Raw genomic sequence first — 17739 nt, 5'->3', positions numbered from 1 at the left:
CTGAACATGTTGTATGGCTCCCTTTGGTTGCTGCTGCCGCCTCGTACGGGCGTGTTCTGATCAGTCTTTGCCCTTCCGCTCCGGCCGAGGTCACGTTTCCGCCAACTCCCACTTGGTGCTCAGCATCTCCAACAGGTCGGCTTGACGCTGCTCGACGACCGCCGGTGTCCAGGCCGCAGTGTTCAAGACCTGGGTGGTCAGCGCGTATGACGACACGCCTTGCTTGCCGCCGAAGTAGGCCTTCTTCTTGCGCTCGAAGTCGTAGTTCTGTGCCTGTGAGTTCCGACGCTGCGTCAGCGGCACCAGGTTGGCTAGGCGGTGGAGCCAGAGGATGCGATCGCTGAAGTTCGGCCACTGCGTGGCCCACACTGAGCCCTCGACCACTGTCTGCGGCAGCACGTGCTCGATGGTCAGAACGGTGGGGTCATAGGTGGCCGCACCATCCACCAGGAACGAGTCCAACCGCAGGATCAGGTAGTTGCGGCGCCTTGCAGTCATCAGGTAGATGTCGCTCTGCAGCACGCGTCGCAGCGCCGACTGCTCAAAGGCCGTCAATTCGACGGCCTCCACGGGCGACGCCATCGAGTGGCTCCTATCCAGCGCCCGTAGCAAGGTGGCGTAGCGCTCGATCCGCGCGTTTACGTCGTAGCCGCAGATGTGCATGCACGCGGCCAGGCGCTCCAGCTTGCGCAAGAAGAAGTGCACATAGGCCGCGTCGTTCTCATGCTCGGCCAGGAACTGCATCGCCGAGGGCAGCCAGTCCGAGTTGTCGATGCGGTTCAGCCACTTCAACAGCGCGTTGATCTCCGCCGCGTTCGAAGTCGAGATGTACTGGCAGTGCTTGGCGATGAGGTAGGCTCGGGTGTACGGCTCCACTACCTTGGAGACTAGGTCCTCTGCCGAACCCACCTTGGGGATAACGCGCTCGCGGAACTCTTCCAGCAGTGAACGGCGGGCCTTCTCTTTCGCGTAGATCATGCGGATGTGGCCGAAGACCTCCGCGAAGCCGTCGCGCCCGGTCTCGACTTCCAGCTCTTCCCAGATCTCGGTGAAGTCTTCCTGGTGGACTTGCTTGATGCTGCCGATGACATCGGACTTGATGATGTCTGTGGGCAGCAGGTCCAGGCCCCGGCTGTTGAGCACCGAGAACACGCGGAAGGCCGACTGCTGGCTGGGCGTCGACACCGCCACCAGGAAGCAGCGCTGAACCAGAAAGGCGCCGAACTCGCACAGGCGGTCCGTGTCCTCGCCGAAGGTCGCCTTCAGGCGCTGCAGCATTACCTCGGCATTGCGCCGCACGTTGCGTTGCGACTCGTTGTCCACCTGCGCTGGATCAAGCGCCACCAGTTCGGTCAACTTGAGGCCTTGGATGTAGTCCGCGAAGAACTGCCGGTCACGTTCGCGCAGTTCAAGCCGTGGCTTGGGCTTCAGGCCTTGCGAGGCGCGGCCGGGCTCGCGGATGTAGTTCTCGAAGTCCGCACGAAGCTCGCCCGAGAACTGGGTTGTCAGCGCCGCAAGCAGAATGGTCAAAGTGGTCAGCCGCTGCTGCCCGTCGATGACCTCGGCGTGCGGCTTGCCTTCTTCCTTGATGAGCACGATGCTGCCCAGGAAGTAGGTGTCGTCTTTCTCCTTGGTGAAGAAGTCCACTAGGTCCGAGAACAGCTCCCCCGCCTGCACCTCCGTCCACGCATACGGCCGCTGGTAGGACGGAATTGCGTAGTCAAAGTCGGAGCTGAATATCTTCGCTAGCGGAAACTCGGCTCCGCTGATCTTCTTGGTCATGCCCTCTCCCCGGTGGCGCGTTTGCCGGCCATTGTTCAGTGATGGTAATTGACGCACGCGCTGCAGGCGGGCCTTTGATGCTCTCCGGTAGGCCGCATTACTCCGGTGCAAGTTGCCCTCCGCCAGCGACGATCCCCGCAGTTGCAGACCCCTCTGCTTATGTTGGATGTCGCGGCCGTTTGATCGCACGCTCGGCACATGCGTTAACGCCGGTGGCAGTAAGGCAGCTCCAGACGGCTCGATCAGACGATCACGGTTCTTACAGTTTCCGCAAAGCACTGCCGCCTCGTCTCGGGAGGTAGGCCCGAAAGCACTGCCAATGCCTACGCATTCACCGTGTCTACGCCGCCGCCGGCTCCTATGGACACCAAGCTGTCCTACGGACGTTCACTGCGAACGGGTGCACCCAGTCTGGAGCCGCGTGTGAGATCAGGACGGAAGAGCGTCAGCAGGCGGTCGACCGCAGCTAATCGAGAGCATCCTTGCCACCGACAACATTCTCGAACTGATGGTTCAAGGCGACCGAGATCGGCAGGCGTGCCGCTGATCACCGTCTCATACGGAAAATTCGTGCTTGCCCAAGCGCTCCCTCGCCTGCGGGGCAACCCGTAGGGCGATCGGTGTGACACTCGTTGCCCGCATTTGAGCCACGACGACCATGTAGCCCGCGCTGATCTCCAGACGCAACAGCAACACACCGCAGGTGTGTTCGCTGAGTTGCGTCACCTTGGAGATCACATGCACATTCGTACGTCCAGAGCCTCGGTCGCCGTCGACACCCCCGGCGAGTCCAAGCCGTCTTCCCGTCCTGCCAACCCAGGCCGCAGGCCCGCAGCCCAGACACTCTGGGCCACCCGGCCCCTCGCCCTGCGCGACGGCAGGGCCATCGCGGTCCGGCTGGTCGGCGACCGTCTCGAAGTCGCTGTTGTCGATGCGACGACGGCAACGATTCGGTGGCGCCTCGCTTCATCGGTCCTGACCGAGCGGCAAGCAACGATCTGGGCCAACACCTCCGACTCCAGGCGCACCCGCTGAGAACGACAGCGAAGCAAGGGGCAACCTCTGCCTCGCTGCTGTGACCAGCCTCAAACCGGGTCTGCGACTTCATCCATCGGCGCAACTGGTTCGCCACCCGCATCCTGTCCGAAGGCGTCCAGAAAGCCAGCCGCGGTCGCTGCCGCAGCAGCACCGCGCGCCGCGGCTTCTCTTTGCATCATGTTGGCGAGCGTGTCGAGCCTGAGCGGCTCCGGCGCGTGGTAGCACGCGAAGGACTTAGTCAGGTAGGGAATGCGCTCTGTCCAAGGGAACGCCTGGTCGGCTCGATGCGTCCGCTGCCAGGCCTCGCGCCCAGCCTGCTGCAGCTCTAACTTCTGCTCTCGAATTCCGGCGTAGCCGGGCATCCTCTTGACCGCATCAAGGTACGTCAGCAACCGGTCGCCGACGCCGGATCCCGGGCCATGAGAACGGGACAACTGGCGAATCATCTTCAAGTGCTGCTCGAAGCGCTGCGGCGTCATCGCCCACGTCCACCGTTTGCCGCCACCGGCTTCGCGCTGTCGCTGCCGGTGCACGAGCTTGTACTGATCCCCGAAGGTGACCCGTTCGCCCGAGCGATGCGCGTGCTGAAGCTTCTCTCGCTCGTGCACCAGCCCACGGCCGTCCGACGCGAGCAGCCACCAGCGAAAGCAGGTCACGTCAACCGGCCAGAGCAGCAGCTGCGCCGAAGCCCTGCCCTTTGCCCGGACAGCCGTGCGCTGTGCGGGCGTCAGATCGGTCTGATATAGCTCTGCGAACTTGAGCGACAGCGGAACCGCCTTGTCGACCGCAACGGTGCCTGTCGACCACCAAGACGAGCCCCGCTCCACGGTCTCCAGGACGATCCGCATGCAGGCAGTCTGCGAGGACGGGATGCGGACATACGAGGTCCCGACGGGGAAGAGCTTCGGCAGGGGTTGCACAGCGCAGCGTTGCAGTTGAGATGCGTCGTGTAGGCACGCTGCGGTGTGTTCGCGCACCGCAGTCGAATGTCCACGGCGAGCCGCACAGGCGCGCACTGAATGCACCGTGTGATTCGATGAAATCGAATCACACCTAAAGATGTTCCTTGCGAGGGGTACGGGGAGCGCAGCGTCCCCGTTCGACCGGATGGCGCTCAATGCGCCGCCTGGTCGAAGGCATGGCTGCGACCTCATCGGCCATGTCAATGGCTGATGAGGTCGCCGAGGCCGATCTGAGCAGGCATGCGAATGGTCGGTCTCGATTCGGTGGCGCCTGTGCTACACGAGGCAGGTCGAAGCAAAAGCTTCAGGACACCTCATCGGGCAAAGCGCCAACTCACCGCAACTTTTGATGCGAGGGGCGCGCCAACGCCCATCGCAATTTCGTTCTCTCTGCACCGGCCGCCAAGCCGGTTGCAGCACAACTGCCCGTCGCGCAGTGCCTCTAATCAGGCTCGCTGCGTGGCGACGGGCGCTGGGGAGTTAACCACTCCCCTTCGACCCAATCCATGAAGAGGTTGGGCGACACGGAAACGGCCACCTGGGTAACCAGGATCGGACCTGTGTCTGGTGAAAGCGGGAGCAGCAGATGCTGCGTCAGAACCGCCTGTGGGCAGCCGGCAACGGTTGAACGCATGCTGCACGTGTGGGCTGCACGCGCCGCGGGTAACCGCGGCGAGGCGATCAGGCGAAAGCTCGGATCGTTGGTACCAGGGGGCGCAAGCCGCCTGGATCGCTGGATAGCTCAAGCACGTAGTCGCATCCAAACGGGGATGCGTTGCAGAGCTTCATGAAGCCATAGATGCCACTGAAGTGGGCATCGATCACAACTGGAAATCGTTGACAGAGTACCCCAGCCGCTATGGAACATCGGGCGGGGGAAATCGCGGTCGAGACATCGACCGGAGAGCTCACAGAGCTATGTCAATTGATGAGGTGGTGGCGTCACGAAGCGCAGTAGCCGGGCAATAACGTGGGAACTTCCGAAGGCGTCAGGTTGGCACCTGACATCAAGCCGCGCCTCCGAAAAAAGAGGCTTGTCGGAAGGGGAGCGGAGCTGAGTAGTCGTCGAAAGTCTTCATGCGATGTGATCGAAGCATGGAGATGACGGCCGTCGAAAGACGGCGGACGAAAGGCGCCGGGCAGTTGATGAGACACGGCATCGGGAGATGCCAGTTGCGAACTGAAACCGACCCGCGTCGCTTGGCGGCGACGTGGGTCATTGATGGGTCTTGCTTGGCAGCGAGAACCAGAAAGATCGAAAGACAGAAAGGAAACTCAAACAGAACTGGTGCGTGCGATTGCGCGCACCCGTCCCCCGCCGATTTGGCGGGGGACACCCCAATTCTTTGCAGCTGGTGAAGCCATGTCTTCACCGGCTGCGCTTTTCGGTGGTGTGGCGACGCGAAGCGTGCTCGGTGCACTTCTGAAAACAGCGTGCCTATACGGGGCAGGTCAAGACAGTCGTCAAGACCAGTTCAACAGTAGAGGACAGAGATGAAAGACCAAACGAACCAAATGTTCACGCTGCTGCAGCAGCTGCGTTGCGGAGGACTGCTCGACAGAGTCGAGCTTGCTTCGGCATCACCCGATGCGGCGGCACGTAGTCCCAGCGACTACTTGCTCGAGTTCACAGCAGTGGAGAAGGAGATTCGCAGGCTCGAGAGCGGCTTCGTCCCGATCGGCGGACGGATGACGGTGTTTCCATCGCGAGCGGGCGTGATGTACTGCGTGCTGACCGTGCAGTCAGGAAGTATGCAGTGGCGGCACATCGTTCCGATGTCCGATAGCCGGTCCTACAACTGGCTCGAGGAAGTCATCGCCAAGCGCATGGCCACCTTCGCGTGCCACGTGCTGGATACCGGCAAGGTCAACATCCTGCAGCTCGGGATGAATCTGCCGCAGGACGATGGGCTGCTCAGGCTGGTCGAAGAGTGGCCGGAGTTGGCGCCGGAAGACAAGGTGATTGACTGTGCCGTCATGCTGCGGTCGCTGGCATCGCTTGAAGCCATCGGCACGGCGATCGAGGGGTTCATCGTTCAAGAGGTGAATCTGGTGGTTCATTGGCCATGGCTTGCACAGCAGATTGCCGGCGAGCCGGAGATCGTCAAGTTGGACGAGTCGGACATCGACGACTACGCACGGATCGTTCACTGAACGAGCGTGCGTGCAGGTAAGCCGGCATAGCGCCAAGCGCTATCGCCAGTTCGAGAGGCCCCGACTGGGGCCTCTTCTTTCTTCTGGGGCACAAAGAGGGCGGCCAAACGGCCGCCCTTGGGTCTTGCGCCTGGCCCCATGGACCAGGCTGGAACATCAGTTGCGCGATCGAGTGATCCGCGTCCGAGCGCGCATCGAGCCCCAGCGTCGCTGCCGCGTGCCGATGCGGCCGTGTTCGGCGAGCATCAGTCGGAACAGTTGGCATCGGCGTCGCGCCGGGGTACGGTGCGATGCTTGAGGAGCGAATGGAAGACGAAGTTGCTTGTCTTGAGTCATCTCTACTTTGATGGCAGGTCGACATTGACCTGCACCGTGTAGCGAGCTCGCGACAGAAACGCGACCGCGAGATGCGGAGTCGATCCCTCGAAGTAGCGCGTCGTGTTCCTGCTGCGCTTCCAGGCCTGCGAGCGCGTGGCCAGATCGGCCTGACGTCTCTGCCCTACTCGGCCTTTCGACGCGCGCGCGGCGGTCGAACAAGCGGCCTCTTGGCCTGGGTACCTGTAGTGGGTGCGATCTGCACCGACCGCCTCGATGCCATGATGTCCGCGTTAGTCGTGAACATCGCCGGCTCCTTCGAGACCGGCTGACCGCTCTGAGCAGCGCGCAGCTGGCTCGGCGTCATGCCGAGGATCTGGGCAAACCCGAGGAATACGTCACTCGTGATCACACTGGTCGTGTGCTCGTCGATCGCCGCGCGCTGCGTCTTCGCCAGCACGTCCCCCTGGTCGTAAATCTGAACCGATGCAATGGACCGTTGCCCAGTCTGCTTGCCGATCCTCGCGTAAGTCATGCCCTCTTCAATCGCGCGCGAGATGAACTCGCGTCTCATGGCGTGCGTGTGGAATCCAGCGGCGACGATGTCGAAGGCAAGCAAGGTCTTTACCGCCCCCGAATAGTTGAACGGACGAAACGGCTCCGGCGCATCCAATGCCCTGGCGAGCGACGTGAAGACGTACGGCGAGCCGGGGAAGAACTCCAGAGAGTAGTCCTGCTGCGTCCGCAGCACTTCCAGCACCGACGGTGTCAGATGCACTCGGCGGTTCTCTGCCTTGTACTTCGTATTGGTAAACATCGCATCGCCAGACGGCCAGTTGACGTTCGACCACATGAGCCGCGACAGCTCGCCGGCCCGGCATCCCACCCAGCGCATCAAGTACATGAACCGACTCGCTTGCCGAACCACCGGATCCTCATGGTGCATGCCTGCCTGGATCTTTGCGATCTCGATCGGCGGGACGCGGCGAGTCCGCTTCGCCTGGCCCGGCCTCGAAATGGTCCGCACGAAGTTCTCTTTGACGTAGCGTCGCTTCTTGGCCCAAATCACTACCGACGACAGCGCTGCGATCTCGAGGCGACGAGACGTGGACGACAGCGGCTTGCCGGTGCGATGCGAAACCGCTCGCTCACGCAGGTCGATGAACTCGTAGATCAACCCCGGAGCATTCTCAAGATGCTTGAGGGCGTAATCACCGAGGTGCCTCAGCACCGGCTTGATGCGCCCGCTCTCGGTCGTCTGGGTCGTCAGCGCCTTCGTGCGGAAGTCGCTCGAAGCCGCGTACTTCTCCCACAAATCACGCAGCGTGATCTCCGCCGGCTGGAAGCCCTGGGCCGGCAGACTCAACTGCTCCGCCTCGACCATCCTCGCCTCGTTCTCGGTCTCGAAGACCTTGTCGAAATGCGGCAACCCTTTGCGGCGGATCTGAACGCGCCAGCTTCCACTGGGCAACTGAAAAACAGGCATGAACTCCCCTTCAGGCAGCGCGTGTGCAACGGATTTGCACACGGACTGCACACGACGCCTGCTCAAGGAGCGTCTGGCCGACGCTCAATATCGAAGAAAGCAAGCATCCATGCGGCTTCCAAGACATCCGTCTCGATGTCCGCATCTTGTTAACGAAGAGATTATGAGTCCTCTGCTCTAACCAACTGAGCTAACGGCCCGCGCGCGGATTCTAGGTGGGGCCTGCCGGCGCGAGCCTAGAAGCGCAGCGACAGGCCCAGCAGCGCCTCGCCCTGGTAGAAGGCGTCGCCGCGAAGCGAGACGACGCAGCCGCCCGAGCAGAAGAAGCCGCCGCTGCTGTTGATCAGCGTGATGTAGCCGCGCAGTTCCATGCGCAGCGCCAGTGCGTTGGTCAGCGGCTGGTCGAAGCCGAGCGCCAGGCTCATGGAGGGTCGCAGCTCGGCGCTCAGCCCGTCCAGGCTCGGCGAAAAGTAGGTCGCGCCCAGGCCGCCGGCCACGTAGAGCCCCTGGCCGACGAAGCCCTCCACGTAGTTGGAGCCGCCCAGGTGCAGGTAGCCGATGCGCATCGACACCGAGCTCGGCGCGCCGGCGCTGGCCGGCGTCAGCGCCAGTTGCGTACGCTGGCCACTGGCAAAGAGCTGGACGTTGCGTGCGCCGTCGAGCGCCCAGTCGATGCTGAGCGCACCGGCGCCGCTGGCGTCGACATCGGCACTGGCATCGCTGTCGACCTGCTGGAACGAGCCGCCGCCGCGCCACCCACCGTAGAGCGTGACCGCGTTCTGCGCCGCCGCCGGCTGCGCCGCCTGCAGCAGCAGAAGGCCGCAGCCCAGGGCGATCAGCGTGTGGCGCAGCCTCATGCGTGGTGTCCGCTATTTCTGGCTCAGCGCATGCGTCACCAGCCGCGACGTGACGTCGACGATCTGGATCATGCGGTCGTAGGCCATGCGTGTCGGCCCGATCACGCCGAGCGTGCCGACCACCTGGCCGTCGACCTCGTAGGGCGCCGAGACCACGCTCAGCTCCTCGTAGGGCACCACCTGGCTCTCGCCGCCGATGAAGATGCGCACGCCCTCGGCACGGCTGCTGACGTCGAGCAGGCGCATCAGCTGGGTCTTGTGCTCGAAGAGGTCGAAGAGCTTGCGCAGCGAGCCCATGTCGTTGCCGAAGTCCTGCACCGACAGCAGGTTGCGCTCGCCCGAGACCACCACCTGCTCGACGCTCTCGGAGAAGGCCTCGCCGCCGGCCTGCACCGCGGCCTGCATCAGGTGCGAGATCTCGGCGCGCAACTGGTCGACCTCGTTCTTGAGTCGCTCGCGCACCGCCTCCACCGAGAGACCGGCGTAGTGGGTGTTGATGTAGTTGGTGGCCTCGACAAGTTCGGCCAGCGAATGGTCGCGCGCGGTCACGATCACGCGGTTCTGCACGTCGCCGTCGGGCGCGACCAGGATCACCAGCACGCGCCGCTCGCCCAGGCGCATGAACTCGATGTGGCGGAACACCCCGTGCTTGCGCGGCGCCGTCACCACGCCGACGAAGTTACTGAGGTTGGACAGCAGGCTCGCCGCCTGTGCGATGACGCGCTGCGGCTGGTCGGGTTGCAACGCGGCGTCGAACTGCGGTGGCGCCACTGCGCCGTCCGCGGTCAGCGGCCGGCTGGTCAGCATGGTGTCGACGAAGAGCCGGTAGCCGCGCGCGGTCGGGATGCGCCCGGCGCTGGTGTGCGGGCTGGCGATCAGGCCGAGCTCCTCGAGGTCGGCCATCACGTTGCGGATGGTCGCCGGGCTCAGCTCCAGGCCCGAGGCGCGGCTCAGCGTGCGCGAGCCGACCGGCTGCCCGTCAGCGATATAGCGCTCGACAAGGATCTTCAGCAGGCTCCTGGCGCGATCGTCGAGTGCGGTGTTCATGGCTGAATTTCATTCTAGGACCACGGCGTCGCGCCGGCGCCGCAGCCCCGTCTGCGCAACAGGCCCTGTGGTGTAATTTGACGCGCAAACTCAGCACCTCATGACCAGCCGGTTCCGTCACGCCGCCCTCGTGGGCAAGTACCAGGCACCCGGCAGCCGCTCGGTGATCAGCGAGGTGGCCGCGTTCCTGCAGGCGCAGGGGCTCGAGGTCTCGCTCGATCGCGAAACCGGCCTGAACACCGGCCTGACGGAGCCTGCGCTGCTGTCGATCGACGAGATCGGCGAACGCTGCGACCTGGTCGTGGTGGTCGGCGGCGACGGCACCATGCTTGCGGTGGCACGCCAGCTGGCCCGGCATGGCCTGCCGCTGGTGGGCGTCAACCAGGGCCGCCTGGGCTTCATCACCGACATTCCGCTGACCGACCTGCACCAGACGCTCGCGCCGATGATCGCCGGCGACTACGAGGAAGAGCAGCGCAGCCTGCTCGCCGGCCGCATCACGCGCGGCAGCGCCGCGACCACCGGCCACACCGACACCATCCACGAGGGCTTTGCCGTCAACGACGTCGTCATCACGCGCGGCGCCACCGCCGGCATGGTTGAGTTGCGGGTGCAGGTGCAGGACCAGTTCGTCGCCAACTTCCGCGCCGACGGCCTGATCATCGCCTCGCCGACCGGCTCCACCGCCTACGCGCTGAGCGCGGGCGGGCCGATCCTGCATCCCGGCATCAGCGGCTGGGTGATGGCGCCGATCGCGCCGCACTCGCTGTCCAACCGGCCGATCGTGCTGCCCGATGCCGGCGAGGTGATCGTCGAGATCGCCGCCGGCCGCGACGCCAGCGTCAACTTCGACCACCAGAGCCTGGCCAGCCTGCAGATCGGCGACCGCATCCACGTGCGGCGCAGCGAGCACCGGGTGCGCTTCCTGCACCCGCGCGGCTGGAGCTACTACGCCACGCTGCGGCGCAAGCTGCACTGGAACGAAGGGGTGGTGGTGTGAGCCCCCGCTCCTGTCACCCCGGCCCGGCCGAGCGCACCGATACCCTGATCCCATCATGCTGAGACGCCTCGCCCTGCGCGACTTCGTCATCGTGCCGGCACTCGAACTCGAGTTCAGCGCCGGCTTCTCGGCGCTGACCGGCGAGACCGGCGCCGGCAAGTCGATCCTGGTCGACGCGCTGCAGCTCGCGCTCGGCGCCCGCGGCGATGCCGGCGTGGTGCGCGAGGGCGCGCTCAGGGCCGAGGTCAGCGCCGAGTTCGATGCGCTCTCGCCGGCGCTGCGCGCGCTGCTCGACGAAGCCGGCATCGACAGCGACGACGGCACGCTGCTGCTGCGCCGGACCATCGACGCCCAGGGCAAGAGCCGCGCCTGGATCAACGGCAGCGCCGCCACCGTGGCGCAGCTGCGCGAGTTCGGCGAGCAACTGCTCGACATCCACGGCCAGCATGCCTGGCAGGGCCTGACGCGGCCGGAGTCGGTGCGTGCGCTGCTCGATGCCTACGCCGGCTTCGACGGCGCGCCGCTGGCCGCCGCCTTTGGCGCCTGGCGCGCGGCGCGCGACCGGCTCGACCACGCCCGCACGCAGCAGGCTGATCTGGAGCGCGAGCGCGAACGCCTCGCCTGGCAGATCAACGAGCTGGCCAAGCTCGCGCCGGCCGAGGGCGAGTGGCCCGAGCTCGAGGCCGAGCACCGGCGCCTGAGCCACGCGCAGTCGATCATCGACGCGCTGCAACTCGCACTCGATGCCACCACCGAGGCCGACGAGGCCGCCGACGCGCGCCTCGCGCAGGCCATCGACGCGCTCGACGGCGTGCTCGCGCACGACGCCGCGCTGGCCGAACCGCTCGAGGTGCTGCGCAGCGCCCAGGCGCAATTGCAGGACGCCGCCCACACGCTGGGCGCGCGCCTGCGCCACGGCGAGCTCGATCCGGCGCGGCTGGCCGAGCTCGACGCGCGGCTCTCGGCCTGGATGAGCCTGGCGCGGCGCTTTCGCCGTCCGCCCGAGGAGCTGCCGGCCTTGCTCGCGCAGTGGCAGGCCGAGCTGGCGCAGCTCGATGCCGCCACCGACCTGGCCACGCTCGAACGTGATCTCACCGCCGCGCGCGCCCACTACGAGCGCGAGGCCAAGGCCGCGACGCAGGCGCGCCGCGCCGCCGCGCCCAAGCTTGGCGCCGCGGTCAGCGCCGCCATGCAGCAGCTCGGCATGGCCGGTGGCCGTTTCGAGGCCGCGCTCGAACCCGTTGCCGAGCCGCAGCGCTTCGGCCTGGAGAACGTCGATTTCCGCGTCGCCGGCCATGCCGGCTCGTCACCGCGCGCACTGGCCAAGGTGGCCTCGGGCGGCGAGCTGTCGCGCATCGCGCTGGCCATCTCGGTGACCACCAGCGAGCTCGCGGCGGCGCAGGGCGAAGGCGCCCAGACACTGATCTTCGACGAGGTCGACGCCGGCGTCGGCGGCACGGTGGCCGATACGGTCGGCGCGCTGATGAAGCGCCTCGGCGCCGAGCGCCAGGTGCTGACCGTGACCCACCTGCCGCAGGTGGCAGCCTGCGCCGACCATCATCTGGTGGTCAGCAAGCGAACCGAGGCCGGCCGCACCCACAGCACCGTGCAGCCGGTGGCCGGCGCGGCTCGCACCAGCGAACTGGCGCGCATGCTCGGCGGCGAAGGCGCCACCAGCCTCGCGCACGCGCAGGCGCTGCTGAGTGCCGGCGCCGCCACCAAGCCGAGCCCGCGCAGGCGCGAGAAGGCCTGATGAACACGCCTGCGGCCCTGCCCGCCAGCGACGCCCGGCACGAGCTGGTGCTGGTGACCGGCATCTCCGGCTCGGGCAAGTCGGTCGCGCTGCATGCGCTCGAGGACGCCGGTTTCTACTGCGTCGACAACCTGCCGCCGGAACTGCTGCGCGAGTTCATCCGCCTCGAGGCCGGGCGCGCCGACCGCAGCCAGCGCCGGTTGGCGATCGCGGTCGACGTGCGCAGCCGCGGCTCGCTGCCGCACCTGCTGCCGCTGATCGAGCAGCTGGGCGAGGAGGGCGTCGCGGTGCGGTCGCTGTTCCTCGACGCCAGCACCGAGTCGCTGATGCGGCGCTTTTCCGAAACGCGCCGGCGCCATCCGCTGAGCGCCGAGTCGCAACCCGGCGAGCTCGACGAGGCCGCCTCGACCCGCGCGCTGATCGACGCCATCGAGCTCGAGCGCGAACTGCTGGCCGACCTGCGCGAGGCCTCGACCGTCATCGACACCAGCACCCTGCGCCCGACGCAGCTGCGCATCTGGGTGCGCCAGCTGGTGGCGGCCACCGCCGGTTCGCTGACGCTGGTGTTCCAGTCCTTCGCCTATCGCCACGGGGTGCCGCTCGACGCCGACCTGGTCTTCGACGTGCGCGTGTTGCCCAACCCGCACTACGTGCGCGAGCTGCGCCCGCTCTCCGGCCGCGATGCGCCGGTGTCGCAGTACCTCGCGGCACAGCCCGAGGTGATGGAAATGCTCGGCCAGATCGAGGCCTTCATCACGCGCTGGCTGCCCGCCTTCGAGCAGGACCAGCGCGCCTACCTCACGGTGGCGATCGGCTGCACCGGCGGCCAGCACCGCTCCGTGTGGTTTGCCGAACAGCTTGCGCTGCGTCTGCGGGGCCAGGTTCCAGCGCTGGTGCGCCACCGCGAGCTCGACGCGCGATGACGACCCCCACGCTCACTTCGTTCGCAGCCCCCGCGGGGGCTGCGCCCGGCTTGGGGCGGCCCGGCGCTCGGCCGCGGCCCTGCGCTGAGCGTCATTTGATTTTCTTGCTGTCGACCGACCGATGATCCACCCCCGCCTCGCCGAAGAAGGTGCCTTCGAGCTGCCGCTGTTTCCGCTGACTTCGGTGCTGTTCCCAGACGGACTGCTCGGCCTCAAGGTCTTCGAGGCGCGCTACCTCGACCTGGTGGCCGACTGCCTGCGCCAGAAGAGCGGCTTCGGCGTCGTGGCCATCCGCAAGGGCAGCGAGGTGCGCCATGCCGGCGACTCGGGCGCCGGCGCGGAGTTCGAACGCGTCGGCTGCATCGCCGAGATCCTCAGCGTCGACAGCACCCAGCCCGGCATCCTGCAACTGCGTTGCAAGGGCACCCAGCGCTTCGAGACGCTGAGCACCGAGCAGCAGGCCGACGGCCTGTGGGTGGCGCAGGCCCGGCGCCTGCCGGCCGACGAGGCCGTGCTGCCGGCGGCGGCGCTGGTCGGCTCGGCGCAGGGCCTGGCCAACGCGATCCAGGCCCTCAAGCAGCAGGGCACCGAGCCCTTTCTCGCGCCCTACAACTTCGAGAGCGCGGGCTGGCTGGCCAACCGCTGGTGCGAGATCCTGCCGATCCCGATGGTGGCCAAGCAGAAGCTGATGGAGCTCGACGATCCGCAGGTACGGCTGCAGCTGGTCGACGAGTTCCTGCGCAGCAAGGGCGTGGTGCAGTAGCCCCTCGCGCAACGCGAGCCGGCGCCGGACGATGATCACTGCCATCGAGCGTTCGCCGCAGTTCTACGCGCGTCTGGGCGGGATCCTGTACCTGGCGATCATCGTCTTCGGCATCTTCGGCGAGCTCTTCGTCAGGGGAGCCCTGGTCGTCTCGGGCGACGCCCCGGCCACCGCAGCCGCCATTTCTGCTTCGCCGTTCCTCTGGCGTGCCGGCGTCGCCGGCGACCTGCTGATGCACGTGCTGGACGTGCCGGTGATCCTGATCCTCTACCTGTTGCTGCGGCCGGTGAGCGAGGGCCTTGCGCTGCTGGCGACCCTGTTCAACCTGGTCCAGACCGCCGTCCTGGCGGCCAACAAGCTCAATCTCCTGGTTCCGGTCTTCCTGCTCGACAACGCCGCCTACCTGAAGGCGTTTTCACCGGAGCAGCTCCAGGCGCTGTCCTACCTGGCGATCAACGCGCACGGCCACGGCTTTGGCATCGGGCTCATCTTCTTCGGCTTCGCGTGTCTGGTTCGGGGCTATCTGATCTTCAGCTCCGGGTACTTCCCGAGAATCCTCGGGCTGCTGATGTTGGCTGCCGGACTCGGCTACCTGGTCAACAGCTTCGCGCTGCTGCTGGCCCCGTCGCTGGCCGCGGCGATCTTCCCGGCCATCCTGGTGCCCGCCTTCATCGGCGAGCTGTTCTTCTGCCTGTGGCTGATCGTGAAGGGCGTGGACCTGGGGCAGTGGGAGCAGCGAGTCGGCTCATGGCGCGCCCGGGCGGCACACTAGCAGTGCCACCGGAAACACCCCGCCACCAGCGGTCTTGCACCGCCACCAGAGGCCAGCCATGAACGAACCGACCTCGCCCTCCGAGTACCTCGTCATCTCCCGTGGCCAGTGGGACAGCGACATCCCGCGCGAAGCGATCCAGCGCGCGATCGACGACTTCTACATCTGGTACGAGCGGCTGCTGGCCGAAGGCAGGTTCAAGGCCGGGCAGCGCCTGGCGCGCGAGGGCAAGTTGGTCTCGCGGCAGGCGGTGACCGACGGCCCCTTCACCGAGACCAAGGAGCTGATCGGCGGCTACTGGTTCATCGTCGCCGGCAGCCTGGACGAGGCCGCGCAGATCGCGGCCGACAACCCCTGCTTGGCCTGCGGCCTGGTCTACGAGATCCGGCCCGTCGACCCGACGCGCGCCAGCGCCTTCGCGCTGGCTGCCGAGACGCCGGGTGAGCGCCGATAGGCTAGCGGGAGCCACGGCCCGCGCGGCCCGCCCGCGCGTGCCTCGCATCGAGCCCCTCGATCACCGCGAACCCGCGCTGGCCTCGCGCATCCACGCCGTGCTGATGCTCGCCTACGCGCAGGAGGCCAAGTTGCTGCAGGTCAGGCACTTCGCACCGCTCGATCGCACGGTCGAGGACATCCGCTCGAGCCGGGAGTTCTTTCTCGGCGCGCTACGCGATCAGGAGCTGCTCGGCGTCGTCGGCATCGGGCCCGACGACGAGCCCGGGCAGATCTGCATCGCCTCGCTGGTGGTGCACCCCGCGCACCAGCGCCAGGGCATCGCGCGCGCGCTGATGCTGGAGGCGCTGCGGCGTGGCGAAGGCATGGTGTTCTCGGTCTCGACCGGCGCGCAGAATGCACCGGCGCTCGCGCTGTACCGCGAGCTGGGTTTCGTCGACTACCGCTGGGGCACGATCGGCGCCGAGCAGCTGGCGCTGGTCAAGTTGCGCCGGCCTCCCACCAACAAGGACTGCTGATGAGTTCGAACACTCCCATCGCCACCTGGCACCAGCTGGTGCAGAGCCGCAATACGCGCGGTCTCGGCGCGCTGCTCGCCGACGAGGTGGTCTTTCACTCGCCGGTGGTGCACACGCCGCAGCTCGGCAAGGCGGTGACCACGCTGTACCTGTCGGCGGCCTTCCACGTGTTCTTCAACGAGTCGTTCCGCTACGTGCGCGAGGTGATCGGCAGCCACGACGCGGTGCTCGAGTTCACGGTCGTGATCGACGGCATCGCCGTCAACGGCGTCGACATGATCAAGTGGAACGACGCCGGCCAGATCACCGAGTTCAAGGTGATGATCCGCCCGCTCAAGGCGATCAACCTGATCCACCAGAAGATGGCGGCGATGCTGCAGGCGCAGCAGTCGCAGCAGTAGCTCCGCACGGGTCCGCTTGTCGATGCCGGCCAGCAAGCCAGCCGCTCCCGGCGAGCCGCGCTTCTTTGCCACCGCGGCGGCCTTCCGCGCCTGGCTGGCACGCAACGCCGGCAGCGCCACCGAGTTGGTGGTCGGCTTTCACAAGGTCGGCAGCGGGCAGCCGAGCATGAGCTGGCCTGAGTCGGTCGACGAGGCGCTGTGCGTGGGCTGGATCGACGGCGTGCGCAAGCGCATCGACGAGCAGCGCTACCAGATCCGCTTCACGCCGAGGAAGCCGGGCTCGACCTGGAGCGCGATCAACATCGCGCGCGTCGCGGCACTCGAGGCCGAGGGCCGCATGCAGGCCGCTGGTCTGGCGGCCTTTGCCCGGCGCGTGGAGCACAAGTCGCGCACCTACGCCTACGAGCAGGCCGAGAGCGCCACGCTGGCGCCGGCCGAGCAGAAGCTGTTCCAGGCCGACCGGGCCGCCTGGACCTTCTTCGAGCGCCAGCCGCCGAGCTATCGCCACAAGCTGCTGTGGTGGGTGACGAGCGCCAAGCAGGCCGCCACCCGCCAGAGCCGGCTACAGCGGCTGATCGAGGCCTCGAAACGCGGTGAGCGGATCTAGCACGTCCCTGCGCCTGCTCGCGGATGCGGTGCTGATACTGCATGTCGGCGTGGTGCTGTTCGTGGTCGGCGGGCTGTTGCTGGTAATCGTCGGCAACCTGCGCGGCTGGCGCTGGGTCAACGCGCTTTGGTTCAGGCTCGCGCACCTGGCCGCGATCGCGGTCGTCGTCGCCGAGGCCTGGCTCGGCCTGGTCTGTCCGCTGACAACGCTCGAGATGTGGCTGCGCGCGCAGGCCGGCACCACCACCTACGGCGGCGGCTTCATCGAGCACTGGCTGCAGCGCCTGCTGTACTGGGACGCGCCGGCCTGGGTCTTCGTGCTTGGCTACACGCTGTTCGGCCTGCTGGTCGTGGCAAGCTGGTGGATCTTTCCGCCACGCCCGCTGCGCGGCGGCCGCCGACACGCGTCGCCCAGCACGGAGAATGCCGTCATGGCCGACCACACCAGCGACGATCACGAGGTGCTCAACGTCCGCGTCTTCGCGGTGCCGCGCGCGCGCCTGTTCGAAGCCTGGACCGACCCGGCGCAACTGGCACGCTGGTGGGGACCCAAGGGCTTTCGCAACAGCTTCGAGGCCTTCGAGCCGAGCCCCGGCGGCCACTGGCGCTACGTGATGCACGGGCCGGACGGCGCCGACTACCCCAACCACAGCGTCTTCGTCGAGCTGCTACCGAACGAGCGCATCGTCTTCGACCATCTCGGCGACCATCTCTACCGATTGACCGCGAGCTTTGCCGACGCGCCCGGCGGCACCGAGCTGCGCTTTCACATGCGCTTCGAGAAGGCGCACGACGCGGCGCTGCGCGGCTTCATCCTCGGCGCCAACGAACAGAACCTCGACCGTCTGCAGGCGGTGCTCGACGGCACGGCCTGAGGCCGGCGTCCTTCTCCCTTTCCGATCCCACAGA

18 protein-coding genes are annotated in these 17739 nt (G+C 66.7%); 12 read left to right on the top strand and 6 right to left on the bottom strand.

Features of this window, described 5'->3' with window-relative positions; all coding sequences use genetic code 11:
* Window positions 1-90: 90 nt before the first annotated feature.
* Window positions 91-1782 (bottom strand): DUF262 domain-containing protein, encoded by a 1692-nt coding sequence (locus EV670_RS00900; RefSeq protein WP_130429943.1) that lies wholly within the window; start codon window positions 1780-1782, stop codon window positions 91-93.
* 555 nt (window positions 1783-2337) lie between these two features.
* The gene (locus EV670_RS00895) at window positions 2338-2520 is read right to left on the bottom strand and encodes a hypothetical protein (protein WP_130429942.1); all 183 of its coding nucleotides are present in this window, start codon (window positions 2518-2520) and stop codon (window positions 2338-2340) included.
* Here EV670_RS00895 and EV670_RS18710 point away from each other — a divergent pair, their 5' ends adjacent.
* A complete protein-coding gene (locus EV670_RS18710; protein ID WP_207224970.1) occupies window positions 2521-2817 on the top strand; it encodes a hypothetical protein in 297 nt (98 codons plus the stop codon).
* A 50-nt stretch (window positions 2818-2867) separates the two neighbouring features.
* Here EV670_RS18710 and EV670_RS00890 read toward each other — a convergent pair whose 3' ends face one another.
* Complete coding sequence (locus tag EV670_RS00890; RefSeq protein WP_130429941.1) at window positions 2868-3668, bottom strand: hypothetical protein; 801 nt, start codon at window positions 3666-3668, stop codon at window positions 2868-2870.
* Between the two features lie 1629 nt (window positions 3669-5297).
* On the opposite strand from EV670_RS00890, the gene EV670_RS00885 reads away from it, so the two are divergent.
* The gene (locus EV670_RS00885) at window positions 5298-5936 is read left to right on the top strand and encodes a hypothetical protein (RefSeq protein ID WP_130429940.1); all 639 of its coding nucleotides are present in this window, start codon (window positions 5298-5300) and stop codon (window positions 5934-5936) included.
* A gap of 499 nt (window positions 5937-6435) precedes the next feature.
* Here the strand turns inward: EV670_RS00885 and EV670_RS00880 are convergent, their stop codons facing one another.
* From EV670_RS00880 to hrcA, 3 genes are all read right to left on the bottom strand, one after another.
* The gene (locus EV670_RS00880) at window positions 6436-7737 is read right to left on the bottom strand and encodes a tyrosine-type recombinase/integrase (RefSeq protein WP_130429939.1); all 1302 of its coding nucleotides are present in this window, start codon (window positions 7735-7737) and stop codon (window positions 6436-6438) included.
* Window positions 7738-7973: 236 nt separating this feature from the next.
* Window positions 7974-8594: a hypothetical protein gene (locus tag EV670_RS00875; protein WP_130429938.1), complete on the bottom strand. Its 621-nt coding sequence runs from the start codon at window positions 8592-8594 to the stop codon at window positions 7974-7976.
* 12 nt (window positions 8595-8606) lie between these two features.
* Entirely contained in the window at window positions 8607-9641 is a 1035-nt protein-coding gene (gene hrcA, locus EV670_RS00870) for a heat-inducible transcriptional repressor HrcA (RefSeq protein WP_130429937.1), read from the bottom strand.
* Between the two features lie 100 nt (window positions 9642-9741).
* Between hrcA and EV670_RS00865 the strand changes: the two genes are divergently transcribed.
* From EV670_RS00865 to EV670_RS18955, 10 genes are all read left to right on the top strand, one after another.
* The gene (locus tag EV670_RS00865) at window positions 9742-10641 is read left to right on the top strand and encodes an NAD kinase (protein ID WP_130429936.1); all 900 of its coding nucleotides are present in this window, start codon (window positions 9742-9744) and stop codon (window positions 10639-10641) included.
* Window positions 10642-10696: 55 nt separating this feature from the next.
* Complete coding sequence (recN, locus tag EV670_RS00860) at window positions 10697-12394, top strand: DNA repair protein RecN (RefSeq protein ID WP_207224969.1); 1698 nt, start codon at window positions 10697-10699, stop codon at window positions 12392-12394.
* Entirely contained in the window at window positions 12394-13317 is a 924-nt protein-coding gene (rapZ, locus tag EV670_RS00855; RefSeq protein WP_130429934.1) for an RNase adapter RapZ, read from the top strand. Before recN ends, rapZ begins: the two co-directional genes overlap by 1 nt.
* 121 nt (window positions 13318-13438) lie before the next feature.
* Window positions 13439-14080, top strand: a complete 642-nt coding sequence (locus EV670_RS00850) for an LON peptidase substrate-binding domain-containing protein (RefSeq protein WP_130429933.1) — start codon at window positions 13439-13441, stop codon at window positions 14078-14080.
* 31 nt (window positions 14081-14111) lie between these two features.
* On the top strand, window positions 14112-14852 hold the full coding sequence (locus tag EV670_RS00845) for a DUF4386 domain-containing protein (RefSeq protein ID WP_130429932.1): 741 nt from the start codon (window positions 14112-14114) through the stop codon (window positions 14850-14852).
* Between the two features lie 58 nt (window positions 14853-14910).
* Window positions 14911-15306 carry a YciI family protein gene (locus tag EV670_RS00840; RefSeq protein WP_130429931.1) on the top strand — a complete coding sequence of 132 codons (396 nt, stop codon included), beginning with the start codon at window positions 14911-14913 and terminating at the stop codon, window positions 15304-15306.
* A gap of 37 nt (window positions 15307-15343) precedes the next feature.
* Window positions 15344-15823: a GNAT family N-acetyltransferase gene (locus EV670_RS00835; protein ID WP_130429930.1), complete on the top strand. Its 480-nt coding sequence runs from the start codon at window positions 15344-15346 to the stop codon at window positions 15821-15823.
* A complete protein-coding gene (locus EV670_RS00830; RefSeq protein WP_130429929.1) occupies window positions 15823-16224 on the top strand; it encodes a nuclear transport factor 2 family protein in 402 nt (133 codons plus the stop codon). The genes EV670_RS00835 and EV670_RS00830 overlap by 1 nt, the downstream gene beginning before the upstream one ends.
* 22 nt (window positions 16225-16246) lie before the next feature.
* Window positions 16247-16831, top strand: a complete 585-nt coding sequence (locus EV670_RS00825; RefSeq protein ID WP_130429928.1) for a YdeI/OmpD-associated family protein — start codon at window positions 16247-16249, stop codon at window positions 16829-16831.
* Window positions 16818-17705, top strand: a complete 888-nt coding sequence (locus EV670_RS18955) for a DUF2784 family protein (RefSeq protein ID WP_423213555.1) — start codon at window positions 16818-16820, stop codon at window positions 17703-17705. The genes EV670_RS00825 and EV670_RS18955 overlap by 14 nt, the downstream gene beginning before the upstream one ends.
* Window positions 17706-17739 lie beyond the last annotated feature (34 nt).

Origin of the sequence: Rivibacter subsaxonicus (genome assembly GCF_004217215.1) — a bacterium.
Taxonomy (GTDB): Bacteria; Pseudomonadota; Gammaproteobacteria; order Burkholderiales; family Burkholderiaceae_C; genus Rivibacter; species Rivibacter subsaxonicus.
Note: the sequence above shows the minus strand (reverse complement) of the source record. Positions and strands in the feature narration are given on the sequence as shown.